Origin of the sequence: Legionella quinlivanii (assembly GCF_900461555.1) — a bacterium.
GTDB classification, from domain to species: Bacteria; Pseudomonadota; Gammaproteobacteria; order Legionellales; family Legionellaceae; genus Legionella_C; species Legionella_C quinlivanii.
This window is the reverse complement of record NZ_UGOX01000001.1, coordinates 127,188-153,074: the sequence shown is the minus strand read 5'-3', so window position 1 is coordinate 153,074 and position 25,887 is coordinate 127,188. Positions and strand designations below refer to the sequence as shown.

The window sequence follows — 25,887 nt, the reverse complement described above, 5'->3', positions numbered from 1 at the left end:
CTAAAGCGAGGCGGCAATCGCCTTACTGATATCTGGCATTATATTCTCCGAGCCAATCAAATCATTCACTCCCGCTTTTTCCAGTTTGTGAGTCACCCGTGTGTTCGCTCCGGAAAGAATAACTTTCACACCGCGGCGCTTAAGATTGCCAATCGCTTCTTTCAAGGTTTGCAAACCGGTGATATCAATAAATGGCACCCAGCGCAAATGGATGATCAGCACTTTGGGGTCGGTATGTGTAGCGGCCAGCGCATGTTCGAAATTTTCAACCGCTGCAAAAAAGAAAGGACCTTCGACTGTATAAACCTGAGTGCCCGCTGGCAGTTTTTCAATGCCATTATCTTTTAGTTCCTTCTGGATATCTTTTTCATCCGCCTCACGAACTTCAACACTGGAGGCCATACGGCGAACAAAATGCAACACCGCCAGAATCACCCCAATATTTACCGCAATCACCAAATCAGCAAAAATGGTCAGTGCAAAAGTGACCAGGAGAATGACAATATCCGCGCGCGGAGCCTGCTTAAGCATTTTGATGAAATGACGGGCTTCACTCATATTCCAGGAAACGACAAATAAAATGGCCGCCAGAACCGCCAGAGGCACATTGACCGCCAGCGGAGCCAGCACCAGAATAATCAGCACCAGCATTAGCGCATGAACTATTCCGGATAAAGGACTGGTTCCACCATTACGAATGTTGGTCGCTGTTCGCGCGATAGCGCCGGTGGCAGCAAATCCGCCCAAAAACGGTGCGACAATATTGGCCACACCTTGCCCTATCAGCTCCTGATTAGAATTATGTTTTGTACCTGCCATTCCGTCTGCTACCACAGCAGACAAAAGAGACTCAATGGCTCCTAGCATGGCAATAGTGAACGTCGGACCAATCAGTTCAATAATCCTTGCTGTTGTGACCGGAGGAAAATTAAGTGAAGGCAAGCCTTGCGGAATCCCGCCAAACGCCTTACCAATTGTGTTAACACCGTCAAACTGAAAGATGGCTTGCAAAGCAGTGGCAATAACCAATGCGATCAACGGAGCGGGGATACGCTTTAAAAAAGATATACGCGGTGCAATGATAAGCACTGCCAGAGAAAAAAGAGCAAGCAGGGTAGTTGTCAGATGGAATTGCGGTAAGGCTTGAATTAATTGCCAAAGTTTTTGATGAAAATGTTCACCCGAAATCGCTGGTAAACCAAAAAAGTCCTTCCATTGTCCAACCCAGATAATAACAGCTATCCCTGCTGTAAATCCGACAATCACTGGATCAGGGATAAATTTGATGATTACTCCCAGACGGGCCAGTCCTAAAAAGAACAGCATAAAACCCGCCATAATGGTGGCAATCTGCAGACCATCAATGCCGTATTTAGCGGTAATGCCAGAAAGGATAACGATAAAAGCACCGGTTGGTCCGGCGATTTGTAAACGGCTGCCGCCAAATACAGAAACGAGAAACCCGGCAACGATCGCCGTGTAAATGCCCTGCTCTGGCTTCGCCCCGGACGCGATAGCAAATGCCATTGCTAAAGGTAAGGCCACAACACCTACAATAGAGCCTGATATAATATTGGACAACCAGAATTTGCGGTTTAATAATCCGGCACGATACGCTTCAAGGATGGCAATCATGAATTACTCACTGAAACAAAATTGTCCAGAATTATAACCTATTGCAGAGAATCCGAACAGCCCCCTGCTAATTTTCAGGTGGCAATGGATACTCGGGAAGCTCTCTTGCTTTTCCAGTCCCTGTAGAAAGCGATGGAGAAACTACAAAAGGCAAGATAGATGACTGCATAGAGCAATGAGGCCATTTCAGGAGAGGTCCATCCAAAAGCCAGTTGCGTCAGATAGTTTTTGAAATTAAGCATCTGGCCTTCTCTTTCAATATGAATCAGAAATTGCAGCTTGAGAAAGACGATGTGAAATACGTACAAACTTAAAGCATTCGCTCCCCAAAATTTAAAGAGCCCGCATGCTTTCTGCTTTTTCTTCAAATCAATGAGCCAATAGCAAAAGCTAAACGCTAAAATAGCCAGGCCGCCAGTCCACAAAACAAAGGAGCTTGACCACAGGCTCTTGTTTATAGGAAACCAATGCCCCCAGCACCAGCCAAAAACACAAAGCAACAATCCCAATATAATCAGTATACAAAGCCGATTTTTTTCTCTGGTGCCGAGAAGGATATGAGCAGTTAGATTACCAAGCAAGGCTGTGCTGATGGCCGGAAAGGTCGATAAAATTCCTTCGGGATCATAAAGTGGGTGATATAAATGCGCCGTTGGAATAAGCAGCCTATCCACATAGGCCGCCAGATTGGATTCCTGAGTTAAACTGCCAACTACTGCTCCCGGCACCGGAAAATAGGCCATGAAGAGCCAATAAGCTATTAAAATCATCACGGTAAGAGCCACTTGAAAGCGTATACTGGTTGAAAGTTCTAATACGGCCGTGAAGAAATAACAGATGGCGATGCGCTGTAATACGCCTGGAATTCTTAGCGTTTCCCAGGAAAAATGAGGGATTGCGTTGAGTAATAATCCACATAGAAACAGCATGATACTGCGTTTTAAAATCTTCAGGAGCAATTGTTCGGTCTGCAATCGGGAGCGGCTGGACTGAATTGAGAATACGGCAGAAACACCCACTATAAAAATGAAAAAAGGAAATACCAGATCGGCCAGACTGCAGCCGTTCCAATGAGAATGAGTCAGAAATCCGTAACTTTGCGGATTTCCCGGGCTATTGACGAGGATCATCAACGCCACTGTGATTCCGCGGAAGACATCAAGCGACAACAATCGGGGAGGACTCTTGTCAGTGGGAATGGCGGCAGTCAATTTATTCCTTAGGCAGCATGCTTTGTTTAAATTTGACTATATGTTCATAGGCTTCGTCAATGCGTGATTCCTTAATTTCTCCCGATTTGACCTTGGCTTCAATGATATCGATTACCTGCCTGGGATCTTGTGCCTTGTCGGTAATCTGATTACCGAAAATGAACATATCAACCCCGGCATTAATAGCCAGCGGCAACGAATCTTCCAATCGATAATGCTCACTGACCGCCTTCATCTGCATGTCATCGGTAATGATGACCCCATTAAAATGCAGGGTTTGTCTCAAAAGACCTGTCAGGATTTTATGCGACAAGGTTGCCGGCAGGCCGGACTCATCGAGTTGCCTGTTGACAATATGGGCAGTCATAATCATACCGCAGGCTGAATTGCTGTTGATTAAATCGCGATAGGGGCTCAACTCATAAGCCTGCCAGGTTTGGGTCACATCAACAAAACCCAGATGCGAATCCGCTGTTGAACTGCCATGACCGGGAAAATGTTTGTAGGCACATTGAACGTTTTCTTTTAAAAAACGACTGGACATCACATCCGCATAATAACTCACCTGTTCCGGATCGGCTGAGAAACTTCGATTCAGTAAGCCGATAATCGGATTTTGGGGATTCACATTGACATCAAGAATAGGCGCAAAATCAAGATTAAAGCCTGCTTTTTTAAGGGTAGTCGCCATTGTTTGGGCCGCTTGCCCTGCCTCAGCCTGACTCATTTTACCCACATCCACTGCAGACCAGGTTTTAGGAAAACCATAATCCTGCTTCAGGCGATCCACAGATCCCCCCTCGTAGTCCACAGAAATAATCAGAGGTAGTTGAGGACGCTGGGCTTTCTCATTGGCCAAACGGGTGAACTTCTGCAGATCTTCATTGAGTTTTTTAACCTGAGCAGGGCTTTCGATGTTTTTATCAAATGACAGGGTTTTGTAGTTATAATCAAACAGAATTACACCGCCCAGATTGTATTGCTCTATGTCTTTTATAATCGCGGCATGGGAGTCAACATTTTTACCCTCAAAGCCGACGATCAGCATTTGCCCAATTTTTTCGCGCAGAGAAATTTCCTTGGAAAAAACAGAACCATTGAACAATGCCAGTGACAAAGCGAAAATGGACAGTTTTAATTTCACACTTAACTCCTAGTCAAGAAATGACAAAAATGCTGCCAAATTATATCAACAGGGGTAAAAAAACACAAACTCATCCTGTTTACCCCAATTAACTACATGCCTTTCTTCTCTTCAGCGACATAAAGAACGGTAGTACTCATCCGTATTAAAGTGCCCAAAACTTAATACATGATAATATATTATACTTATAGTGCACAAACCAACCATTCCGTTTATTATGCCAGGAAAAAAAAACTCTGGAACAAAGTCTGCGCGAGAAGCCATTATTGCACCCGCAGATCAGCTATCCGAAGCCGAATTAACCAGACTTCGTCAATTGAGTGATCATCAGCAGGCATTGATAGAACAATTAGCTCAGTTCAGCAGTAAAAAATTTGAAATTGCACCACAGCTTATGGAGGGAGCCGAGCTCCTGGATGAGCTTGGGAAATTTCTGGAAATAATCCCCCCGTTTGAGCAGCGTATGAGAAGAATCGAATCCAATCAGTTGACGACTGAAGATAAGGCAAGTCTGATTGGTTTGATTGAAGCTGAGCAAAAAAAATTGCTGAACGAGAAGTCCAATCTGGAGCAACAATTACGGGGGATATCCGATGGTGCTCTGAAAGGAGCAACCCAGAGCACCATCAACGACATCTCACAAAAAATCAGATTTCTGCAAACAGTTATTGTTTCTGTTGAAAAAAATCACATCACCGCATTACAGCGAATGCAACTCTCACTCCTGATGCTTCCAGAACGAATCAATCAGTTACAAAAAACTTTAGAAAATATTCAGCCATCCTATACTCATTTACAGTCTCTGGAAAAGACACCTTTGGCATCGATAATTACTGCTGCCAGTGAATTGTATGCAAATGCCAAAGCGGAACTGAATAATCAGCGCAGCAATCTTAGCGAGCCACAGACTGTTGCTGTCAGTCAGAATGCTCGCAGGATCGATTCCTGGTTGGCTGAAATAGAAAAACTAATGCAGGAGTTTTTAAGCACACGCGACGCAATGCCCACTGCAGAAAACCCCCAGAACAATCTGATCAAATTATCCAATCTCAAGTGGCAGCTGCAGCATAAGCATTTTGAAATTCGTCAGGGTATTAAATTAATGGCAGACGAACTGGAGATTAATAAAAAAGATGCCGAAATTAATGATAAGCAACAGCAAATTCCTGAAAAAACAGGATGCTTAAAGCAAGTCCTGGCTGCTATCCAGCTCAACCAGATTACACTTCCGCAATTTAAAGAACTAGAGCGTCAGATAGTAAGTGTTTTAGAAGAAAATGAAAAAGCTGCGGCTCTTGCTCCTCTGAGCAAGGTTGAACTGCAATGGGATAATCGAAGCGAGCTGGCACCTGCTTTGCTTGACCAGCGCGATACGCGTCTTAAGGCTTTGAATCAACAAAATCATCGTCTCGACGAGCTATCAGGCAAAGTCTGTCAAACAATGGAAGTTGAAAAACAGCGGCTGCAGCCCCTTCAGGAGCAGTTAATTTTAGCCTCCAGGAAACAGTCTCTTCTCGTTCAATTAGGACTCACTCAAGAACGCAAAAATTTATTTCGCAACTTTAATCTGCTATTTAACAGTAATTTTAATACTCTGCAGGCGAATAATCCTGGCAATACGATGCACAGCGTATTAAGCCTCTTTCGTTGGGAAGACCCGCAATTTAAAGCAGAAAAACTCATTGCTCAAATTAATTCAGAAACAGCAGCAGCTAAGAAACAGTTTAACAGCAATTATCCCGATTTAAATATCGGAAGTAATTCCTTCCAATATAATGGAAAAAGCTATGACTCTGCCGCTATCATTTCGCTTTTAATAGCAAATCGTAGTTTTCTAAATAATCTCCCTTCCTTTAAAACTACCAATGAGGATTTGAAAGCATTGATTAATAATGCTAACGAAAGGGAGCTCTTACGGTATCTCGAAAAACAGCTGCATGACTATCTGATTGCCTATACCAAACTATCAACGGCATTTGCAGAAGGAGCGAATGATAAAACCGACTATTCTGCAGCCCTGATACAACTGAATGAGAATAAACCTGTGTTAGACAGTATGCTTACGCTCGCCGGACATGCAGCCGATCATGAGCGTATCATCAAACAGCGTGAACAAAATGCAATTGACGCCGCTGCCGCTGCAGAGAAAGCTGCTCAGGAACAGCAATTGCAGAAACTGCAAACTGAAGCAGCCATTAATAACACGGTAGATATATTAACCGCGCAACTGAAAGTCCAGCTAAATAAAAATCTGCTGCTGACTCAACAGGTCAAAGAGATTATTGACAAACTTACAAAAGAGGAACAACGTATTAGTAAAAAAGATCCCGCCGACCCAAGAATCAGCGTACTGCGAAGTATTAGTCAGCAGGTTTTTGCTCCCTTTCAGGATAAACTTAAAGATCTTAATGAGCGAATTCAGCTATCGAGTACTCAACTGACGGCAGATACAATGGAAACTACAAAAAAAGAGCTGGCCAAATATGTTCAGGAAACTAATCAGTTTGTCGTCTCAATACCCAATCAGGTATCCCGGCAACTCAACGATCAGCAGCTTGAACAGCTGTCTGCTGTCAAACAAAATGCCTTTTTGCGATTGATTGACTGGCTTATCCGGCCCTTATATTCCAAACGTTCAGACAGTCTATTCGCCACAGCACTTGAAAAAAATCTGAGCAGTTTTAGAGAAAAGTTTGTATCACAAAATCAAACCGACACGACTATCGAAGAGGATATTGATAGCATTCAGATCCCTCAGAGAAATTAATAATTTAATGCGCACCTAAGGTTTTCTGAATAAGTTGCGCCTGCTTTAAATTCTCGACAAAATCCTGTTTGGAGGATTCAAGATAGTTTTTGATGGCAGGATGAGTTGCAATGGGTTTAAAATCCTGCTCAAAAAGCGTTAAGGCCTTGCTGGAATTACGAATCTCAAATTCGAGATATAAGCTATCCAATTGGCTGTTTTCCGCCTCAGAAAGTGCTTTTAACTCCTGATTTTTTATACCGCGCAATTTCAATGCTGTCGCTGCATCAATAGTTGAAATGCCTGTCGTTTTGCTTAAATGATAGATTTCCTTTAAATGGTGCCTGGCTTGCTGATCAAGTTTTAAGGCAAATTGCTGTATGATCGAATTATTTGATTTTTTATAAATATATCGTGCCAGCGCAGACTGGTTTTCATTAATCACCAGCAGGTTAGCAAGCACAGCCCCATCTTGTTGCTGGGGCAAAGGACCCAGGACTGAATGCTGATTTACGGCAGCAATTTGCAAGAGCCCCAGCAAAAGCAGGCAGATAATACCCATTTTTGTCTTCATATTCAGGAATCATAGAACATCGGCTTAATTTAATTATAGCGATTAACAAATTGATTTTATAATTCTACTGTATCTGGCATTTGCAGGATTATAGCTTTCACGCTTTTCAAAAAGACTGTCGATATCAACCCTTATGTCCTTCATCAGGGCTAATTTAAAATTTCGCCACTCCGGCAAATGCCCTGATTTACTGCCATTACTTACCTGATAGGCATGCAGTTGCTTACTGCCATTCAAAATCCCGTAATGATGGGGTTCAACCCGGCGAGCATGTCCATCATAGGAAAAAAGCAAATGGCATTGCCTCATGATCGCCGAGGTAATAATCGTCTCTAGAGATGACATGAGTCAGCCTATTGCGCTTTCACTGGCGTTTTAACCGTTTCAAGTATCTTGATGTTGTCTACAAAACATTTGGTTTCACCGCTCCACGGAAGCACAAACTGATCACAATGATATCTGAGCACGACATGCCGATTATTTTCCATCGCGGAAATGGCCTGTTTAACCAGATCGGATTTGAATTGTCCCAAAGTGAAATGGAACTCTCTGCCTGTGGCACCACTGGCATTGTCCAGACCTCCGCGAATCAGTTCACCCTCCCAGGTTCCCCAATAACGACCTTCTTTCGCCACCTTAACGATGATGCCGGATTTCTGGCCTTCCTGGACCGTCCAGCAGCCTGTCAGCAGGGGGGTTGTTGCCAGAAGTATTCCGAACAACAGCTTTTTACTCATTCTTTTCTCCAGAACAGTTTTAGAGGTATATCTGCTAAGTATAGAGAATTTCTGGAATTTTCCGATAGTTTTTTACTCGTGTAATGTTATTTCCTGGAGAATAATCTAACGCAGGTTGGGCCAAGGCCTAATGGCGCTGCCTTAAGGCTTAAACTCATACTCCTATCTCCCTTTGCTGTACACAAGCCGAGGGACGTAGACAAATAAGTTAACTCAGCGCCATTAGGCCTTGGCCCATTATGCTTTTTGCCATCTCACCCGATAATGATGATCGAGCCAGCGTAACTCTGCTTCGCTACCCGCTGATATTGAAGTCACACCGGCTGGCGTACCGGTATAAATGATGTCTCCCGCTTTGAGCGGAAAAAATTGACTGATGTAAGCGACTACATCGGCAGGTTTCATCATCATGTGGGCTCCTCTGGCCGATTGTCTGACAACTCCGTCGATAAGCAGTTGGAATTCTGCCTCCAGGTAATCAGGGAATTGGTGACAGGGAATCCACGGGCCAAGAACTGCCGCATCTTTAAACACTTTGGCAGTAGTCCAGGGATGCCCCTGTTTTTTGAGCAGGGTCTGACGCGCTCTTAAGGTCATATCCAGCCCAAGCGTCACATCTGAAATCGCATTTGAAGCCTCTTCAACACTCATCTGATACCCATCGCGGGCAATGCGCAAGGCAATTTCACATTCAGGCTGAACCGCTGAATCCTCAGGAAAATACAAATCAGCTTCCTTATCCCAATCATTGAGCTGTCTCAGCACACTGGCAGGTTTTAAAAATAACACCGGCTTTTCCGGTACCGCATCGCCAAGCTCCAGAGCATGCTCGAGATAATTCTTTCCAACACACACAATTTTATCGATAGACATTGTTAGTACCTTCTTTCTTTTTCAGGAGTTTAGCTTAAACCTGTAGAGAGGCAAACGCATCCAATTTATGAATGTCACGGATAAAGCCTTCAATTAGCCTTAACGGTCTCAAGGACTTAGGTAATTCCCGCGCGGCATTGTTGCGTAAATTAAGATGGGTGCACAAAAAACTGTCTTTGCGAGCGTTAGCGACGCAATCCAGGTCCTTACTTTATGCAAGTTTCGATCTGGATTGCTTCACTTTGTTTGCAAAGACGACAAGTTAGTTGCTTGGCTCTATTTGCGCAACAACGCCTTCGCGGGGATGACAGTTAATATACAATTCTACCGGTTAAAAACTGTTGACGGAAACATCATCATCTCTGTCATTCAAACGTTGACACAGGATTCGATGTAGGAATCGGGCCTTACCAGAATAACCAGATCATTATAGGGTGAATTATTTGTCCAATAACTGTCTTGTTGATGGGTTGTATGAATCTGAATGCAATGGACATCTTCGGATAAATCCGGGCTGATAGTCTGATTGCCAAAAACAAGCAGAGTGAATTTGCGATAATCCAGAAGCGAATAAATTCTTGTTCTGGCCTCTCCCTTAAAAACTTCAAAATCAAAAAGCCGCGTACCGCAAAGTGCAGATTCTCCGTAACGGATACCCATGCCGGTTATATTCCCAGCTCGCTTTTCTATTATTTTTACGTAATCCTGAGCATGACTACCCTCTTTCGCATATTTGGTCGAGCGAACCAGCTCGGCGGAGGTTTCTATCACCGAATGCGCGACTGGTTTGCGCTCTTCCTCATAGGTTTGCAATAGACTGGCAGGATCATGGCCCTTGATTACCCTGTTCAGCTTCCACACCAGATTGAAGGCATCCCCAAGACCCGTGTTAAGACCTTGCCCGCCATTCACCGAATGGATATGGCATGAATCACCCGCAAGAAAAATACGCTCCTGTACAAAGAATTGTTCGGCAACCGATTCTTTAACTGAAAATTGAGAGAACCAGACAATTTCTTTAAATTTAAGACGATGGGGTTTAATTGCCCGATTAATTTTGTCGATTGCATCCTCAAGACTAAACTCTTTAGTATCCATTCTGACGTAAAATCGGTCGACAGGTTCTTCCCTGGGGATCCAGGCGACATCAGAAGTTTCTGCCTGGAACACAATAATCTCCGGAACTTTGGGGAAGTCAGTTTCAATAATTCCATCGATTACCGCCCAGATCAGTTGGGGGCGAATAATATTAAACGCTATGTCAAAATGATTACGAACAAATGAGCGCGCACCATCAGCACCGATTACATAACGTGACTGCACCTGTTCACCATTGGCGAGTGTTGTCAGACAGCCCTCATTATTGAGCTCAATATGCTCAATTGCTATTTTTCGTCTAACCGGAGCGCCTAAGGCTTTTAATTTATTGTCTAAAAGTTTTTCCAGATACGACTGCCCAAGCATCAGAAAATGCTTATGAAAGCAGCCCTCCAGAGACTCCCACCATGAGGATTGACGAGAAGTGAATTCTCCATTGGCCCAGACTGAACTGGTATTACAGGTTTTTCCAAGCGGATACAATTCGTTGAACAACCCCGCCACCTCAAGGAGCTGCAGGCTTCGTGCATTGAGCGCGTCCGCCCGGCCAATCTCCAAAGGGCCGCTGGACTTATCCGCAATAAGCGTTCTAAGACCCGAAATCTGACCGAGGTAGGCACACATCAGCCCTACCGGGCCAGCCCCCACAATTAAAACATCAGTGGCGGTTTTACTCATTGATGAAATTCCAGATTAGGATTCTCAAAAGGCGGATCACTTAAAACATGCACCCGCTGCAGATGTCTTGGCGACTTGGAAACAAATCCTTCGCGTCCATGTAAAAGTGAAAAATTATCGGCAATCACTATATCATTGGCCTGCCACTCATGGGCATAAAAATTATTCGGGGCATAGAGGGCATTTTTTAAGCTGTAATGAAATATTTTTAACTCTTCAGGACCAAGTCCGATGAACTCAAGATCAGGAGGGTTCACAAAATGCCCTTTTTCCTCTGAGCATGGCTCATTGTAACGAATAACAGAATAACCTTTATAAGGATGTTTATTGATGATGGGTGATACGGTTTTACTGTTATAAAATTCCATTTTTCTTTTATAAACTCCTGTTACTTTATTCCATAAATTTCTGGATTCAGTTGATGCGTTTTTTAAAGCAAGCACGGTGTTTGAAAAAGTGGTTCGGCCTCCCTGCCCTGACAGAGGCGCTTTAACGCAATGAAAAATCTGAAACTCGGGAACTTGCGGTCGATACATTCCATCCCAGTGCATGGGCACATAACTGTGATCAAATATGTGATCTTCAGGCTTCTCCTGCTCGATTAATTCGAGTACTTTTCCAAAAGGCCAGACGCTGATTTCCCCCCAGTTTTCACAATAGTCTGAAAACTCCGTTGAATTATTGAACGTCTCAAAGCCTCTTAACAAAATCAACTGTTCTTCTCCACATAACTGACGCAGATGCTCAATGTCGAGTTCATTTACGCTGGTATTGGGATAATCAGGCATAAGACAAAGCCCGAAAGGCTTAAGCCTGCTGATCTTAAAATTCATGAATCCTCTCCCTGCTCTCGTCAGCAGATAATGACTCGGGCGACCATCATCGGAATGAATTAATGTGGCACCCAAACCCTCGGCTTGCGAGCGCTTAAGCAAAATATATCCCTCGTCAGTGTCAACCGCTACACCATGCCAGGGAGTCATCCAGCGTTCGTTTGCAATTAAACGGATCCCCAATTTTTTTGAACCACAGATTTGCGGATGAATTGACAGCCTTATTGCATGCGGGAAACGCTCAGCAATCAACTCACTCCAGGCATTGCTTCTTCTGATGACCTCATATGCTTTATCCCGTGCCTCTTTTTGAATTGCCGAGCGGCTTTTCGTTTGTCCAGAATGAAGAGAGTCTTCAAATAGAAAACGAGTGATACCGCGATACATCCGATTGGCCTCCTGGTCATCGGCATCGGCCAAAGGCTTTGCCCCATTGCGTATTTTCTGTTTTAGATTGTCCAGAGAGTTTCCATAACAGTTCATTAATCGCTCACGCATCGCCTTAAAACTCAGTGACTCATAACAATGGTCGAGATTAAACGTTGACAGATCGCAAAGCGACATATCAGCTATTAACTTATCCAGCTCATGCTGGTAAGCACTGACATGCGTTTCTGTCATACCTACCACATCGCTGAATACTCTTCCATCAGAACATAGCAAAATGCGAATGCCCGGGAAATAATATCTTCTTACCTGCTGACAAAGAGAACCGAGAAAAGCCAGAGAAAGCCGCTCTGCATGATCTGGCAAAGGGCTTAACACTTTTTCGAGATTGGGTGATTTTCCTGGAAAAGCCGGCAATACAAAAAAAACGGGCTCGTTTCGTCTAACGGCAGACCAAATTTTAGGTAAGTGGATTGAATAGCAGCGTGGACAACCCGCGTCCCCACATGATTCACCTGATTTCGCAACACGCCGAAACGCCATAATCTCAGCGAAAATTTTTGTTGCAATTCTAAGCGCCTCCGAAGAGCCGGGGGCAAAATTTCTAATGGTATGATTCTGAGGTATTATGGACTGCATTGCTGTATTTTTCATATTTTTCTCCTGAGTTAAAAAAATACAGGCTTTCAAAGAATAAATAAAATAACTATTTAATATGATTGTGATAAGGATTTCTTATGTCATTAGGTTTGGATGATATCAAGTATTTCATAACCGTTTGTGAAACACTAAACATTACCAGAGCATCGGAAATCATTGGCATATCTCAACCGGCGCTAAGTTATGCGATTAAGCGGCTGGAAAATGAACTGGGCGGAGAGTTGATTATTCGCCTTAAAAATGGCATTCAGCTCACCAAACTTGGCGAGGAATTCGTATTACGCTCCCGCCGTCTTCTCTATGAGTGGGAGCAGGCGCAAAATCTGGCCACATCTGATTCTGGTCTTATTCAGGGCAGCTATACTATTGCCATGCACCCCTCTGTCGCGCTTTATACCATCGGTTTTTTTATGCCTAAAATTCAGAGCGAATTTCCAAAGCTCAATTTTAATTTTATTCATGGCCTGTCGAGAGAGATGACTGAGAAGGTGATTAGCTGGGAAGCTGATTTAGGAGTGGTCGTAAACCCGATAAAACATCCTGATCTGGTAATAAATCATCTATGTAATGATGAAATCACCATTTTTTTTGCAGAGAATGCGGCCAATAAACTCATTTATGATCAAAACCTTGCACAGTCTCAATATATCCTCAAAAAAATTGGCAAAAGCAATTGCTTTGACGGAACGCTTAATTCTGCAAACCTTGAGGTAGTCGCCAAACTCACCTCTCTTGGTCTTGGTTATGGGCTTTTGCCAGCCCGACTTGCTTCACAATATCCTCATCTAGGAAAATTAGCGGATGCGCCAGTGTTCAAAGATGAAATCTGCTTGATCTATCGCCCGGAGAAACACAAAAATTCGGTGAGCCGACGTATTATAGACACCATCAAATCGACGGTGAGCCACTGTTGTAACAGCTGGCTGGATAAGTCATAAACCTAAGTACGTAGCGGTTAAGCCTATTTTTTGAACACAATTTAATTTTAAAAATTATTATTTAATCGTTCTAAAAGGGATTTAATTTGATGTTTTTCCTCTTCTTTAAAGCCGCTTAATGCAAATTGATTCAGTTCACATGCACATTGTTCGATAATGCGCTGGCAATTTCGACCCTTTTCGGTCAATCTGATTTCAATCGCTCGCCTGTCTTTGGGACTTCGAGTTCTGATGATTAAGCCATCACGCTCCATGCGATCCAGCGTTCTGACCGCTGTGGGTTGTTCAATACCGATTTGCTTATGCATTTCCGATTGAGTTAAACCATCTTGCTGGTAAAGAGCCATCAGAAAATAGGTATAAGCATCAGTAAGACCGTAGGGCTTCAATAATTCATTGGCCCTTTTAATTAATAAGCGGCTTGCTTTTTTGATAAGAGTTGAGGAATACATTTTTCTTTCAATTTACATAGCTTGCTATATATTAACAAACTATGTAAGATTAATCCAGTTTCTTTAAAACCGAGATTCGCAATGACTAAACAGACCGATTTCCAGGAGGCTGCTCATGACGCTTAAGTTATTATCACTCTCCGAGGTGAAACAATGTATCAGTATGCCTGAAGCTATCGACGCCATGGAAAGGGCATTTATTCAATTAGCCCAACAAAAAGCAGCCTTGCCTTTACGAACGGGTATTCCTGTAGGCCACAATGGATTAACGCTAACCATGCCTGGTTATTTATCTGATGAGAAAATTCTGGGATTAAAAGTAGTTTCTGTCTTTCCTGACAATATTCAACACAATAAACCATCGATTAATGGGACTATTTTGTTAATTGATGCAAGCACCGGTGAGCCACTCGTTCTCATGGACGCGGCTTATTTAACAGCCCTACGCACGGGCGCTGTTTCGGGTCTGGCAAGCAAATATTTTTCACGCGATGTACCTTCAACGGTCAGCATTCTGGGCGCAGGAGTACAGGCGATGACCCAGCTTGAAGCAGTGGCTGCAGTGCGCCAGATTGAACAGGTATTTGTGTGGTCGCGGCATTTGGAAAGTGCAGAAAAGTTTGCCAGGGAAATGGGCGCTTTCTACAATATTCAGGCTTGTGAGCAGTTATCTTCTGCCTTGAAGAACTCAGATATCATTTGCACCGCAACAGCAAGTACGGAACCTTTGGTGAATATTGATGATCTTAAACCCCATGTACATATTAACGCCATTGGCTCACATCATCCCTCCATGCAGGAAATTAGCGGGGATGTGCTCCAGAAAGCAGTGGTCGTAGTGGACCAGATAGACGCCGTAATGAAAGAAGCAGGTGAAATAATTAATGCGGTAGAGCAGCAAAAAATTAAAAGAGAATCCATTATTGAGCTCGGCTCCTGGTTATTAGAAAAAGCGGCTCCGGTTCAGGAACGGCTCACCGTCTTTAAATCAGTTGGCCTGGCGATTCAGGATTTGGCGGTTGCAGAAGTAGTTTATCAAAATGCCTTGAAAATGAATTTAGGCACTGCGTTTAAGCTTAATTAACAAGGATAATCCCATGCAGTTTCTACATACGCAAACACCGCTTATTGAGTCTCAATATTTAAAAAATAAACTCAATAAACAGGTTTATTTTAAACTGGAATGCTTACATCCTCCTGGCTCATTCAAACTGCGGGGAATAGGGGCATTATGCCAGGAAGAGCTTCAGCGAGGCGCAAAAACGTTCGTTGCTTCGTCAGGAGGCAATGCCGGGATTGCGGTAGCCTATTGCGCAATGAAATTGAACGTTCCTGCTACTGTAATTATTCCTGAAACCAGCAATCCCATCTATATTGAAGCGATTAAATCCTATGGTGCAAAAGTCATTGTAGCGGGAAAAGTATGGGATGAAGCACATCAAGCCGCTTTGGATTTTGCTAAAGAACATCAGTCCGCTTATATTCCGCCTTTTGATCACCCAACCTTATGGAAAGGGCATGCGTCTATGATTACCGAGACGATTCAACAAGGGCTTTCTAAACCTGATGCGGTTGTCCTCTCTGTGGGTGGCGGCGGTCTTGCATGTGGGGTTTTGGAAGGAATGCACCAGCATGGATGGGAAAAAGTCCCTTTGATTGCGGTTGAAACTAAAGGAGCAGATGCGTTTTTCCAATCAGTAAAGGCTAATAAATTAGTTACTTTGGACACCATCACCAGCAAGGCAACCAGTTTAGGCGCAAAACGGGTGGCGCAAAAACTAATGGACTGGACAAAAATTCATAAAATAGAAAATGTCGTTGTCAGCGATGAAGAAGCAGAACAAGCCTGTTTCAGTTTTGCACAGGAACAAAGAATCCTAGTCGAATTATCTAGCGGCGCCTCATTATCCCTGCTCTATAATGATCATCCCGCCCTTCGTAGTGCCCAATCCATTTTGGTAATTGTTTGCGGCGGGGTTAATACAAGCCATTTTAATATATTTGGACATCTACATACCAACTGACATTTAGCTCCCCCATCTGAAAACCATAGGTATCTACACATCTGAAAACAGGCTGGGGATTTTATTCATTATCATGTGAGCTTCTGGCTTGTTCCCGGATTACCCGCTAAATAAGGTCTATTGATTCAAATCTCGACTCATTGTTTCTTAATCAGTTTTACTAAACTTTTCTGTGATTCAGTTAATTCTATTGCTAAACCTTCATCCCGACACCACTCAAGAGCGACATCAATGAACTCTAATTCTCGATAAGTATGCCATTTCTTTTCAAGATCCAGGCGGATTACAACGATAGAATATTAACTGTCTATTGCCAAATTATTTTTATCTGCTGTCATCGGCTGTATTAAGAAAAATCATCATGAACATAATGAAATTAAGGAATAGTCCTGCTTTCATTTGCCCATTCCAATTGGGAGATTGCCACATTGCAAACCACTCGCCACCTATCACAAGAAAACCCACCATGTAGAGTAAAAAGCCTAGAAACAAGCCAATAAATGCAGTCTGCTTATATGAATCAAAGTCTTTATTTTTTATTTTGGAGACAAGAATAAAACAACCAATCCAACAGAGAGTCGCCGCTATCACTTGCCATATGATAATGAAATAATACGCCAGTTTCTGGAGGTTAGAATCGGTGATCGCTCGCCCCATAAGAGCAGTTTCATGGAAGGTAGTATCCATACTTAATACGTGATGTACAAAAAGCCAATTACTGTTGAAATCCACCACATTATTAAAAGCCACCAGACTTAAAAACAGAGCGACGGAGGCCAGCATACCAATTTTTATATATCGCAAACTATAGTTCATTTAAATGATGTGACTGTTACCTTAAAGACAATAATAAGAAAATTAGCAATTGGAATCTACGAAACCTGACGTGATGTAAATATTTTCTTGAGCACTAATTTATTTAAATTTTGAACCCGAGAGTAAACCAGGCTCTTCCTTGTCATTACCTAAAATTTCTTGTTTAAATTTGTCAAGGGCTTTCGACTCATCTGTTTGTTCAAGAGTAAAGAATGTATGTGCAAATTTTTGCCTATGCTCTGACTTAGCCAAGCCTTGATTAACTACTGAGCCCAGAACCATGCCAATGCCAACGAATAAACCAACCACCGATTTAATTACTACTTCAGTAATGCGATATAACCAGCCATGTCCCATAACGTTGTCCGCGGCTTTAATGTGCTCCTTACAAGAATTACGAAAATCAATTATTGTTTTTTTTAATTCCTTTTCAGTTAAATCCAAGGTCAATGTGCTAAAGAAATGCTCCTGATTCTTAAATAAAGCCCTATATAACCTCTCTCCCTCGATTTTGGAAGGTGTATTAATTCCGCTGGCTTTGTTGAGTTCTGACTGTAGAGCCGTCAAATGCTCCAGAAATTTCTTTTGAATGTCGCGTTTATTTGCTTCAAAGCGGGCAATGTTTTTTTGAAGCGCTTCTTCAGACGGCTGAGTCAGAGCAGTATCTTCTGCAGAAACTCTCTTTTCCTCCGTTAAAGGCTGGGCTATGACAGAAGCAGTCAGTTGTTTTGAATTTTGATGGCGATGATACAAAACATCAAAAGCGGCAGTTGCTGGTGCTTCTCCATGTAGAATATCCTGCTCAATATATTCTTCCAGGTCATCATTTAAATCATTAACAAGGATATTTGGGCAATTTAGTAAATTAGAGACTCCGGGTACATCCAGGCAGGTGGCTACATGACCACTACCTATGAGTGCTATATATTTTCCACCCTCATTAAATTCCCTGTACCGCTCAAGCATTCCCATATTCATTGCAGAAAACCGCTCTTTAATAGCGTTGGTATGTTCCAGATCACCCAATGAGTAGGTAACCGCCAAACGATAAGAGGCTTCAGAATCAATCGCCACTATTCTGATCTGATGTTTTTTAGCTGCTTGAACTACCGCTTTAAATGTAGCACCTCCTGATAGATTGCGCTCTTTATCCAGATAATTTAAATAGAGTTCCAAGTCACGCGGCATATCGGCATCGTGCTCTGAATGTAAATAGGCATCGAGTAATGCCTGGTGGCGCTCCTGAAGTAAGTGCTCCATATAGATAGTGTTGACGCCTTGAGATTTAAACAAAGCCATATTATCAACTAAAAACTGCTTGGGACTTTTATGTTCATGAACCTCACCGACAATCAGACCTTCATTGCTGTCAAAGCATTTAGTAATAAATTCAGCTTCGTTGAAGTCTCTTGTATCTTCAATACTGACTTTTCTTTTAGTAGCCAGTGGTTGCGGGGGGAATTCGATGGCCGCAGTTGAAAGAAGACGTTCTTTTTCAGCATTTAGAAAAATTTGGTAATCGTCCTCTATATAGTCCTCTAAAAAATAATTTAATGGGGATTTTCCAAAATAGCTCACACCGCCCAGAATCGTTTTATCAAATACTCCTCCATGATTAAAGAAATCAGGAAATAATGCCGAAATTTCTTTAGGGCCATAACCGATGTCAACACGCAGTGCCTGGTCATCAAAAAAGATTAGTGGATTGCTGAGATTGAGTTCACTAATTTTTTGTTTAAAATACTCTTTGACCCTATTATATCGTGCCGTATGTTTCTCCAGGCCGCTTAATAATCGGCTTGCTGGTTCATCTAAACTACGACTTTGATAATACGCGATCGCTGTAGCTTTTGCGGCTTTTGCATCCTCTGCATTAATAGCGTCACTTACATCCTGCCTGTGAAATTGAATATCGGGTATCTTTAAATACTCAGCCAGTTCTTTAGGCCATTTTGCTATTTTCTCTCGGTCTGTACTTGCAAAAATCTCAAAAGCCACTCGAAAAGGCGCTTTTTGAGGGTTTTGCAGAGCATTAATCATTTCAGACGTATTTTTCATGTTCGTTTAAATTTACAACCAGATGTTCTAATATGAACCATTATAGCATGTGTCTGAAATCAGTTTCGATAAGATGCTGTTATTCTGCATGAAGAACAACAGCTCATTAATAATATCTATCATGAATGTCGATGTTATGTGGGCTAAAAAGATACATTCAAAAAGCTTGACCTTACTTCTGCGTCAACCTTTATCCTTTGCCTTGTCAGTCATTGAGCCAAGTTTCTGTTTTTGATCAGAAACAAAATACTTTAGCAAGCCCAATTCCGCCAAGGCGTCAGCTTTATTGGTCTGAATATCCTGAAGAATAAAATCCAGAAAAGCAGCATTAAGATGATTCCAGTCGATCATAAAAGGAACCCCTTTGGCTTCAGTCGAGCGTAAAACTCAGCAAAACTAAACGTACCTCTCTCTAAATTTTCAAAAATAATTGTGGAGATGAGATAACCAGAGAGAATAAAGAAGATATCAACTCCAATAAAGCCGCCCGATATCCTGCTTGGGAATGCGTGGTAGAGAACAACCGAGAGAACAGCGATGGATCTCAAACCGTCTATATCAGGACGGTACCCAGGGGTTGAAAGACTGATTGCTCCTTTGGTGACAGATGACCCTTGTTCTACGCTCATACGCTTCCTTTGCTTTCCAATATATGAGGAAATTTAGTAGAGCTACAATAGTATAACTGGAATCAAAAGACTGCCGGGTTGGTTAGCAGGTGATGCAAGAATGAAATATATGTCGTTGTTGAAAGGCTGCATAACCCCGACTTGAGTGTGAAAGAACTGAGAGGTATTGGCTTGGGCTGTGGCCAGCTTATCCAGAGGTGCACTGCTCTTTGTACAGGCTACGGAATCGGATGAATTCCCGGAATTGTTTTTCTTCTCCAGTTAAATAAATAGCCATTCCCAAGAAGCAAAGCAGCGCGAGAAAGCTTGGGAATTGACTCCCCAATGATAAAGTTCGATAAATTTTTACCCAGCCTAATCGCCGGTTGTTCGATAAATTTTTCAGAGAAATGTGCTAAAGGCAAAGTGACTATAAATACACACACGGCAATTAATATACCAAACTCTAGCGGATGAAGTTGTACAAAGGTAAAGCGGGCTAATGGTAAAAATAAATTTAATACCATTACATTCCATAAGTATAAACTAAAACTTATTTTACCTAAGTACTGAGAAAATGGTAATTTTAAGAAAGAAGAAAATTTATCTTCTGGATCACTGCTTAAGTAGAGTATTAATATCGCAATGCTGAACCCTTGCAGTAAATTGGCTGTAATACTGGAGTGTATAAAAAAACCTCTAACAAACACAAGTGTAAACAGTGGTAGAAACCATCCTATTTTTTTTATGCCGTTTTTTAATTGCTCTGGAAAAATTGCACAGCAAAAACCTAAATAAAAATAATATACCCAGGTGTTGGCCGCATGAAAATTAATTTTAAAATCATTGTCTATTATTAATATCGATAATGAAGTTAAAATTAATACTATCTTAGTACCCCATTTTTTATACCCGTAAAACGTAAAAAGAATTAATGGGATTGCCCAAATTTCAGATTGTAATGTCCAGCTGGCGCCGTGAAGTGTTATTTTGTAAAGGAAACAATTCTGTACAAAGGGATGAAATTTAATATGAGGGTAAATTGTGGGTAAAAAATAATGCAGACAATTAAAAACCAGATAAAAAGCAGACAGGCATGGAATGAGAGGGAGATAAATTCTAATTATTCTTCTTAAACTAAAAGTGATAATCGGCAGCTGCCCTCTCTTGCTTTTTAATAAAGTAGTAAACAATACCATTCCACTTAAAACGAAAAAAATATTGACTGCGGTATGACCATTAAAAAGCAGGAGAAAAAATTTAGTGATTTTATAATAGTTTTCTTTGATTTGATAAATAGGCGTATACAAAACATCTGTAACTATATAATTACTTAACATTAAGATACTGTGAAATACTAGCACAGCCAGAGCCGCATACCCTCTTAAGCCGTCTAAGAGCTTATTTCTTAAGCTAAAACCATGAGCGGGAAAAGTATCTGAGTTATACATCTCTTAATCCTAGCCGCTAGCTCCATTAATTATCACAACTTAGGAAGGACAAACTTCCAAGTCTTTTTTCAATACGTCAGTAATTTTCAGCTAAGTATGTCTTGAAGTGTACTCGTAGAATATTAGGGGAATTTTTTTTACCAGAAACCATGCTAGATATGGCTCCCCGGACAGGACTCGAACCTGTGACCTAATGATTAACAGTCATCCGCTCTACCGACTGAGCTACCAGGGAATAAGGCGGAATCATAAAGAGATCCCGCTGATGAGTCAAGCGTTTTGTTAATTTTTTTTATCTTTTACAGAAACGACTTAGGCGGTCAAGGGCACTGCTTAAGTTATCCATACTGGTGGCAAATGACAGTCTTATACAGCCCTCATTTCCGAAGGCAGAACCCGGAACCAGGGCCAGACCTTCGTCCTGTAATAATTTTTCAGCAAACTCGACATCGTTGGCATAACCCCGTTTTTCGATAATCGCTTGAACGTTGGGAAAGCTGTAGAAGGTACCATCCGCGGGGATGACTTCAATCCCTGGCATGGTTTGCATACGATCCACCAGATAATCGTGTCGATGATGAAAGGCCTTGACCATATGGTGAACGGTTTCATCGCCGCCGGTCAGCGCTGCTAAAGCGGCTCTCTGCGCGATGGAGCAGGCATTTGATGTGGATTGCGACTGCACCGTTTTCATAGCGTTAATTAAGGCAGCAGGACCCGCCGCATAGCCAATACGCCAGCCAGTCATTGAATAGGCTTTGGAAACACCGTTTAGGACAACAGTTCTATCATATAATTCAGGACAGGCATTAAGTATATTGCAAAAGGCTTGCGTCCAGATAATGTGCTCATACATATCGTCAGTGGCAATCAAAACCTGCGGATGCTTCTTCAGTACTTCGCCCAAGGCTTTTAGCTCATCAAAACTATAGGCAACTCCTGAAGGATTGGATGGACTGTTTATAAAAAACAAACGGGTCCTGGGAGTAATTGCCTGCTCCAGCTGGGCGGGGGTAATTTTATAGCGCATGGCAGGCGTTGTCGGAATAATGACTGGTGTTGCATCCGCTAATAAAACCATATCAGGATAAGAAACCCAATAAGGTGCCGGTATTATGACTTCATCGCCCTCATTCAGAAGGGCCTGGCAAAGATTATAACAGCTTTGTTTTCCACCGACCGAAACCAGAATTTGATTTAACTGGTAAGCAAGTCCGTTATCGCGATTAAATTTTTCTCGAATCGCCTGTTTTAAGTCGCTGATACCATCCACTGGCGTGTATTTGGTAAATCCGGCATTAATCGCTGCGATAGCAGCATCCTTGATATGCTGAGGCGTATCAAAGTCGGGCTCTCCCGTGCCGAGATTAATAATATCCATGCCCTGTGTCTGCATTTGCGAAGCTTTGGCGGCCACTGCAAGCGTGGGCGAAGGCTTTACCTGCTTTACCCGATTAGCCAGTGTAATTTGCATCAATCACTCCTCTTTCTAAAATATTGCCTCTAAACTGACGTGAATTCCTGCTGTTTTGTCATTTGTACATCAGGCAATTATTTACCGCTGTACGACAGATGAAACTATAATGCAGGTTTGCTAAAAATCAAGCTGTAAAAAACTTGCATCTTTTCCTACAAAATGTATATAGTTCTTATTATGAAAAATGTATTTAAAATTTATTCAAATTTTCAGCCCGCAGGCGATCAGCCTACTGCCATTTCTTCACTGATCGAAGGCGTTGAATCCGGGCTGGCAAAACAAATACTTCTTGGGGTTACCGGCTCAGGTAAAACCTTCACTATTGCTCATGTCATTGAAGCAATGAAACGCCCTACATTAATTATGGCACCCAACAAAACATTAGCGGCTCAGCTTTATGGAGAATTTAAAACTTTTTTCCCAGATAATGCCGTAGAATATTTTGTATCCTATTATGATTATTATCAGCCCGAAGCTTATGTTCCTGCTTCAGATACGTTTATTGAAAAAGACGCATCAATTAATGAGCATATTGAACAAATGCGCCTTTCTGCAACCAAGGCGCTTATTGAGCGCAAAGACGCCATAATTGTTGCTACGGTTTCAGCCATCTATGGATTAGGCGATCCGGATTCCTATCTGCGTATGGTATTACACCTCTCGCGCAAAGAACAATGCGACCAGCGTAAAATTTTACGCCGTCTGGCAGAAATGCAATATACGCGTAACAATCAGTCTTTGGACAGAGGGCAATTTCGGGTTACTGGCGATGTGATTGATGTATTCCCTGCTGACTCGGAGAAAGAGGCTATTCGTATTGAATTATTTGATGACGAAGTGGAGCGTATTATGCGCTTTGATCCTCTGACAGGCGATATCATTCAACAACTTCCGCGCGTCACTATTTTTCCCAAAACACACTATGTGACCCCGCGCGAAAGACTTCTGGAAACGATTGAGCAGGTTAAGGAAGAGTTACGGATCAGAGTGGATGAGTTTACCCGGCAGAATAAACTTCTTGAAGCACAGCGCTTGCAGCAGCGCACCTGCTTTGATATCGAGATGATGCTGGAACTCGGTTATTGCTCGGGTATTGAAAATTATTCACGTTATTTGTCAGGCCGCAATGAAGGCGAGCCTCCACCCACTTTATTTGACTACTTACCACCAGAGGCCTTGCTGATCATTGATGAGTCGCATGTCACTGTTCCACAGATTGGCGGGATGTATCGCGGGGATCGCGCCCGTAAAGAAACCCTGGTTAATTATGGTTTCAGGCTCCCTTCTGCACTGGATAATCGTCCCTTACGTTTTGAAGAATTTGACAGCCGCTCACCACAAACCATTTATGTATCTGCAACCCCGGGTCCCTTTGAAAAAGAACAGGCCGATAATATTGCAGAACAGGTCGTTCGCCCTACTGGACTGATTGATCCTCAGGTCATTGTCAGGCCGGTCAGAAATCAGGTGGATGATTTACTTTCTGAAATCCGTCTGGTTCAGGCCCAGGGTGAACGCATTCTGGTTACGACCTTAACCAAACGGATGGCAGAAGATTTAACTGATTATCTGCAGGATCAAGGGATCCGCGTGCGCTACCTGCATGCGGATATTGATACCGTCGAGCGGGTTGAAATTATCCGTGATTTAAGACTGGGTGAGTTTGATGTGCTGGTCGGTATTAATTTGTTGCGAGAAGGACTGGATATGCCTGAAGTGGCATTAGTTGCTATTCTCGATGCCGATAAGGAAGGCTTTTTACGTTCTGATCGCTCCCTGATTCAAACTATTGGCAGGGCGGCCAGAAATCTAAATGGCCGTGCAATCTTATACGCGGATCGCATGACTGGTTCAATGCAGCGCGCCCTGGACGAAACAGAACGTAGGCGTAACAAACAATTAGCCTACAACGAGCAGCATGGAATTACTCCCAAGGGCATTAAAAAATCCATTGAAGATATTATGGAAGGCGCATACAGTAATAAGCGAAAGAGTCAAATTGCCGAACGCCAGCCGCAATATGAGCTTCTGCCGCCGGATCAGCTTGCCAAACGAATCAGACTACTTGAAAAACAAATGCATACTCACGCCCAGAATATGGAATTTGAAATGGCTGCCAAAGTTCGTGATGAACTCCTGGCCCTTAAAGATCAATTGAAAGCCTGAGTGATGCTCTAATGGAACCAAGCATATGACAATCAGTGTAGGTCAACTAAAGCTAATTCTTGACAAGTTTGCAATGACAAATCAGCACCATGAATCTAACAGCAAGTCAGAGCAGCTGGCGGCTTCTCTCGCTTCATTGATCCGCAATATCAAGAATCCAGAGCAAATCGTTGATGCTGAGCTAAAAGCAAAAGTGATTAGATACATCGATCAGTTCTGGCAGTGGGCAGTTGCTAACATTACCGAGGCATCATGGCGAAAAAACCCTCAGGTGGGCAGCTGGATTTCATTACAGAATAATCTGGAAAGTAATGGTTTTAAAGGCGTTTACCAAAGACACTACCCGTTTTTCTTTGCCCGCCACTCAGAGAGTTTTTACAACTCAAAACAGTCATTTTCTCTTGAGCAGGTTTTAGCGCTATTCAAGGCGACAGCCAGAGTCTTAGGTTATATAAGGGTAGAGCAGATTGAAAACCATCCCTTCGCCAGATTTCAGGATCTGCGAGCTCAAATTGAAAAAGGAATTAGCACACAGCATCCACTCCTGGTGGATGCCGCCACCTTATTCGCATGCTTATTTTATCTTCTGCATTTTCATTTGGACGAAAAGCAAATAGTCTTATTGCCGATTCTTATTCGCTGCCGGCCTGAAACCACGGATGAAGAGCGGCATTCTGAAACTGCTTTATTTATCAGCATATATGGCTCCAGCGCTTTATGCAGTATTCAAATTGCCTCTTTAAAAGAGTACCTCGATTATTTAACTGTCCGTTCGCATGAAGCGACCAAACCACTTCTGCACGTTCTTCCTTCTTCCCGTCTGGATCTGGTAAATGTATTTGTTGAAGTTAAACAAAAGCCAGCCGCATTACCATTAGCAACGGCGTTCAATAATGATTTACTGAAAGTAAACCCTTCTAAAGACAAGGCAAAAGGGGTGTCTAAAGTAGAGAATCAGCAAGCATTTGAGAAGGCAATGAATTTTGTCAACTACACGCTGGACATGATAAACACGATTCAACTGGACCAGCCAAAAACAATAATCCAGCAATTACACAAGGGCTGTCTGCAGTATTATCTGGATACCCGGCAGAGTGAATCCCCTTCAATTTTTTCCTTTACTCCTTTTTCTGATAAGGCGAAATGTCAGGTTGCCATGCAGTTGCAACAGGACAGTAACGCGCAGCTGGGCTTCTTCTCAGGCTTTACCAGCCGGCAGGGGAGATTAGGTGTTATTAATGAAATATTTGAAACCGCGTATAAGCCATTGACTGAAAAATCCAGCAATGCGGCTCCCCGCGGATAAATTTGCGCCTTTACT

At 42.5% G+C, this 25,887-nt stretch carries 22 protein-coding genes and 1 tRNA gene; 6 read left to right on the top strand and 17 right to left on the bottom strand.

Annotated features, from left to right (window positions below):
* The 3 genes from DYH61_RS00670 to DYH61_RS00660 form a co-directional block, all read right to left on the bottom strand.
* Complete coding sequence (locus tag DYH61_RS00670) at positions 1 to 1,635, bottom strand: SulP family inorganic anion transporter (RefSeq protein ID WP_058506798.1); 1,635 nt, start codon at positions 1,633 to 1,635, stop codon at positions 1 to 3.
* Positions 1,636 to 1,709: 74 nt separating this feature from the next.
* Positions 1,710 to 2,846 (bottom strand): acyltransferase family protein, encoded by a 1,137-nt coding sequence (locus tag DYH61_RS00665; RefSeq protein ID WP_058506799.1) that lies wholly within the window; start codon positions 2,844 to 2,846, stop codon positions 1,710 to 1,712.
* Position 2,847: 1 nt separating this feature from the next.
* The gene (locus DYH61_RS00660; protein WP_058506800.1) at positions 2,848 to 3,990 is read right to left on the bottom strand and encodes a glycoside hydrolase family 3 protein; all 1,143 of its coding nucleotides are present in this window, start codon (positions 3,988 to 3,990) and stop codon (positions 2,848 to 2,850) included.
* A gap of 217 nt (positions 3,991 to 4,207) precedes the next feature.
* Between DYH61_RS00660 and DYH61_RS00655 the strand changes: the two genes are divergently transcribed.
* A complete protein-coding gene (locus DYH61_RS00655; protein ID WP_058506801.1) occupies positions 4,208 to 6,757 on the top strand; it encodes a coiled-coil domain-containing protein in 2,550 nt (849 codons plus the stop codon).
* Positions 6,758 to 6,761: 4 nt separating this feature from the next.
* On the opposite strand, the gene DYH61_RS00650 is transcribed toward DYH61_RS00655, so the two are convergent.
* The 6 genes from DYH61_RS00650 to DYH61_RS15805 all read right to left on the bottom strand — a co-directional run bounded on the left by DYH61_RS00650 (position 6,762) and on the right by DYH61_RS15805 (position 12,570).
* Positions 6,762 to 7,310: a DUF4142 domain-containing protein gene (locus DYH61_RS00650; protein WP_083499169.1), complete on the bottom strand. Its 549-nt coding sequence runs from the start codon at positions 7,308 to 7,310 to the stop codon at positions 6,762 to 6,764.
* Between the two features lie 42 nt (positions 7,311 to 7,352).
* On the bottom strand, positions 7,353 to 7,655 hold the full coding sequence (locus DYH61_RS00645) for a WYL domain-containing protein (protein WP_058506803.1): 303 nt from the start codon (positions 7,653 to 7,655) through the stop codon (positions 7,353 to 7,355).
* 8 nt (positions 7,656 to 7,663) lie between these two features.
* On the bottom strand, positions 7,664 to 8,047 hold the full coding sequence (locus tag DYH61_RS00640; protein ID WP_058506804.1) for a hypothetical protein: 384 nt from the start codon (positions 8,045 to 8,047) through the stop codon (positions 7,664 to 7,666).
* Positions 8,048 to 8,284: 237 nt separating this feature from the next.
* Positions 8,285 to 8,920, bottom strand: coding sequence for a fumarylacetoacetate hydrolase family protein (locus DYH61_RS00635; protein ID WP_058506805.1), 636 nt, complete (start codon positions 8,918 to 8,920; stop codon positions 8,285 to 8,287).
* Between the two features lie 369 nt (positions 8,921 to 9,289).
* A complete protein-coding gene (locus tag DYH61_RS00630; protein WP_058506806.1) occupies positions 9,290 to 10,696 on the bottom strand; it encodes an FAD-binding protein in 1,407 nt (468 codons plus the stop codon).
* Positions 10,693 to 12,570, bottom strand: a complete 1,878-nt coding sequence (locus tag DYH61_RS15805; RefSeq protein WP_234999819.1) for an L-tyrosine/L-tryptophan isonitrile synthase family protein — start codon at positions 12,568 to 12,570, stop codon at positions 10,693 to 10,695. The genes DYH61_RS00630 and DYH61_RS15805 overlap by 4 nt, the downstream gene beginning before the upstream one ends.
* Positions 12,571 to 12,653: 83 nt before the next feature.
* Here DYH61_RS15805 and DYH61_RS00615 point away from each other — a divergent pair, with 83 nt between their 5' ends.
* A complete protein-coding gene (locus DYH61_RS00615; protein WP_058506807.1) occupies positions 12,654 to 13,514 on the top strand; it encodes a LysR family transcriptional regulator in 861 nt (286 codons plus the stop codon).
* Between the two features lie 47 nt (positions 13,515 to 13,561).
* Here the strand turns inward: DYH61_RS00615 and DYH61_RS00610 are convergent, their stop codons facing one another.
* Complete coding sequence (locus DYH61_RS00610; protein ID WP_058506808.1) at positions 13,562 to 13,966, bottom strand: MarR family winged helix-turn-helix transcriptional regulator; 405 nt, start codon at positions 13,964 to 13,966, stop codon at positions 13,562 to 13,564.
* A gap of 115 nt (positions 13,967 to 14,081) precedes the next feature.
* Here DYH61_RS00610 and DYH61_RS00605 point away from each other — a divergent pair, with 115 nt between their 5' ends.
* Both DYH61_RS00605 and DYH61_RS00600 read left to right on the top strand, forming a co-directional pair.
* Positions 14,082 to 15,050: an ornithine cyclodeaminase family protein gene (locus DYH61_RS00605; RefSeq protein WP_058506809.1), complete on the top strand. Its 969-nt coding sequence runs from the start codon at positions 14,082 to 14,084 to the stop codon at positions 15,048 to 15,050.
* A gap of 13 nt (positions 15,051 to 15,063) precedes the next feature.
* Positions 15,064 to 15,990 (top strand): pyridoxal-phosphate dependent enzyme, encoded by a 927-nt coding sequence (locus tag DYH61_RS00600; RefSeq protein ID WP_058506810.1) that lies wholly within the window; start codon positions 15,064 to 15,066, stop codon positions 15,988 to 15,990.
* Between the two features lie 324 nt (positions 15,991 to 16,314).
* On the opposite strand, the gene DYH61_RS00595 is transcribed toward DYH61_RS00600, so the two are convergent.
* The 7 genes from DYH61_RS00595 to DYH61_RS00570 all read right to left on the bottom strand — a co-directional run bounded on the left by DYH61_RS00595 (position 16,315) and on the right by DYH61_RS00570 (position 22,397).
* Positions 16,315 to 16,794, bottom strand: coding sequence for a DUF2165 family protein (locus DYH61_RS00595; RefSeq protein WP_200823624.1), 480 nt, complete (start codon positions 16,792 to 16,794; stop codon positions 16,315 to 16,317).
* Positions 16,795 to 16,905: 111 nt separating this feature from the next.
* Positions 16,906 to 18,864, bottom strand: a complete 1,959-nt coding sequence (locus tag DYH61_RS00590; protein ID WP_115343289.1) for a membrane-targeted effector domain-containing toxin — start codon at positions 18,862 to 18,864, stop codon at positions 16,906 to 16,908.
* A 183-nt stretch (positions 18,865 to 19,047) separates the two neighbouring features.
* Positions 19,048 to 19,215, bottom strand: coding sequence for a hypothetical protein (locus DYH61_RS15565; RefSeq protein WP_157072287.1), 168 nt, complete (start codon positions 19,213 to 19,215; stop codon positions 19,048 to 19,050).
* The gene (locus DYH61_RS00585; RefSeq protein WP_058506813.1) at positions 19,212 to 19,493 is read right to left on the bottom strand and encodes an acyltransferase family protein; all 282 of its coding nucleotides are present in this window, start codon (positions 19,491 to 19,493) and stop codon (positions 19,212 to 19,214) included. Before DYH61_RS00585 ends, DYH61_RS15565 begins: the two co-directional genes overlap by 4 nt.
* A 218-nt stretch (positions 19,494 to 19,711) precedes the next feature.
* Complete coding sequence (locus tag DYH61_RS00580; RefSeq protein ID WP_058506814.1) at positions 19,712 to 20,923, bottom strand: acyltransferase family protein; 1,212 nt, start codon at positions 20,921 to 20,923, stop codon at positions 19,712 to 19,714.
* A 159-nt stretch (positions 20,924 to 21,082) separates the two neighbouring features.
* Positions 21,083 to 21,158 (bottom strand) — tRNA-Asn (locus DYH61_RS00575).
* Positions 21,159 to 21,215: 57 nt separating this feature from the next.
* Complete coding sequence (locus DYH61_RS00570) at positions 21,216 to 22,397, bottom strand: pyridoxal phosphate-dependent aminotransferase (RefSeq protein WP_058506815.1); 1,182 nt, start codon at positions 22,395 to 22,397, stop codon at positions 21,216 to 21,218.
* Positions 22,398 to 22,577: 180 nt separating this feature from the next.
* On the opposite strand from DYH61_RS00570, the gene uvrB reads away from it, so the two are divergent.
* Positions 22,578 to 24,566, top strand: coding sequence for an excinuclease ABC subunit UvrB (uvrB, locus tag DYH61_RS00565; RefSeq protein WP_058506816.1), 1,989 nt, complete (start codon positions 22,578 to 22,580; stop codon positions 24,564 to 24,566).
* A gap of 25 nt (positions 24,567 to 24,591) precedes the next feature.
* A complete protein-coding gene (locus DYH61_RS00560; RefSeq protein ID WP_058506817.1) occupies positions 24,592 to 25,872 on the top strand; it encodes a hypothetical protein in 1,281 nt (426 codons plus the stop codon).
* Positions 25,873 to 25,887: the final 15 nt, after the last annotated feature.